The sequence below is a fragment of the Streptococcus sp. 2342 genome, from assembly GCF_013276795.1.
Lineage (GTDB): Bacteria > Bacillota > Bacilli > Lactobacillales > Streptococcaceae > Streptococcus.
In genome coordinates this window covers 1-736 of the sequence record NZ_VMLR01000007.1, presented here as the reverse complement: position 1 = coordinate 736, position 736 = coordinate 1, and the positions used below count along the sequence as shown (strand labels likewise).

At 50.3% G+C, this 736-nt stretch carries 8 tRNA genes; all 8 read left to right on the top strand.

The features are described 5' to 3' along the window. The first annotated feature begins 22 nt into the window (after positions 1-22). The 8 genes from HT689_RS07985 (at position 23) to HT689_RS07950 (ending at position 731) form a co-directional block, all read left to right on the top strand. Positions 23-95, top strand: a tRNA-Asp gene (locus HT689_RS07985). 24 nt (positions 96-119) lie between these two features. Further along, a tRNA-Lys gene (locus HT689_RS07980) sits at positions 120-192 on the top strand. 5 nt (positions 193-197) lie between these two features. Beyond that, a tRNA-Leu gene (locus tag HT689_RS07975) sits at positions 198-279 on the top strand. 18 nt (positions 280-297) lie between these two features. Further along, positions 298-370, top strand: a tRNA-Thr gene (locus HT689_RS07970). Between the two features lie 22 nt (positions 371-392). Beyond that, positions 393-464, top strand: a tRNA-Gly gene (locus tag HT689_RS07965). 7 nt (positions 465-471) lie between these two features. Beyond that, positions 472-557, top strand: a tRNA-Leu gene (locus tag HT689_RS07960). A gap of 11 nt (positions 558-568) precedes the next feature. Beyond that, positions 569-642: transfer RNA gene (locus HT689_RS07955), tRNA-Arg, on the top strand. 15 nt (positions 643-657) lie between these two features. Next, positions 658-731, top strand: a tRNA-Pro gene (locus tag HT689_RS07950). The last annotated feature ends 5 nt before the right edge of the window (positions 732-736 follow it).

Genomic DNA, 736 nt, shown 5'->3' with positions numbered 1-736 from the left:
TTCGATCCCGTTAACTCCCAAAGGTCCCGTAGTGTAGCGGTTATCACGTCGCCCTGTCACGGCGAAGATCGCGGGTTCGATTCCCGTCGGGACCGTTTAAGATAACGCAAGTTATTTTAGACTCGTTAGCTCAGTTGGTAGAGCAATTGACTTTTAATCAATGGGTCACTGGTTCGAGCCCAGTACGGGTCATATCTGCGGGTTTGGCGGAATTGGCAGACGCACCAGATTTAGGATCTGGCGCTTAACGGCGTGGGGGTTCAAGTCCCTTAACCCGCATTAAGATATAATAAATGAGCCGGCTTAGCTCAGTTGGTAGAGCATCTGATTTGTAATCAGAGGGTCGCGTGTTCAAGTCATGTAGCCGGCATTTTTAGATAGAAGAAAATAGTGCGAACGTAGTTCAGTGGTAGAACACCACCTTGCCAAGGTGGGGGTCGCGGGTTCGAATCCCGTCGTTCGCTTAGAGAGGCCGGGGTGGCGGAACTGGCAGACGCACAGGACTTAAAATCCTGCGATTGGTAACGATCGTACCGGTTCGATTCCGGTCCTCGGCATAATATAATGAGCACCCTTAGCTCAACTGGATAGAGTACCTGACTACGAATCAGGCGGTTAGAGGTTCGACTCCTCTAGGGTGCATTTTTCTATTTAACTCGGGAAGTAGCTCAGCTTGGTAGAGTACTTGGTTTGGGACCAAGGTGTCGCAGGTTCGAATCCTGTCTTCCCGATACAT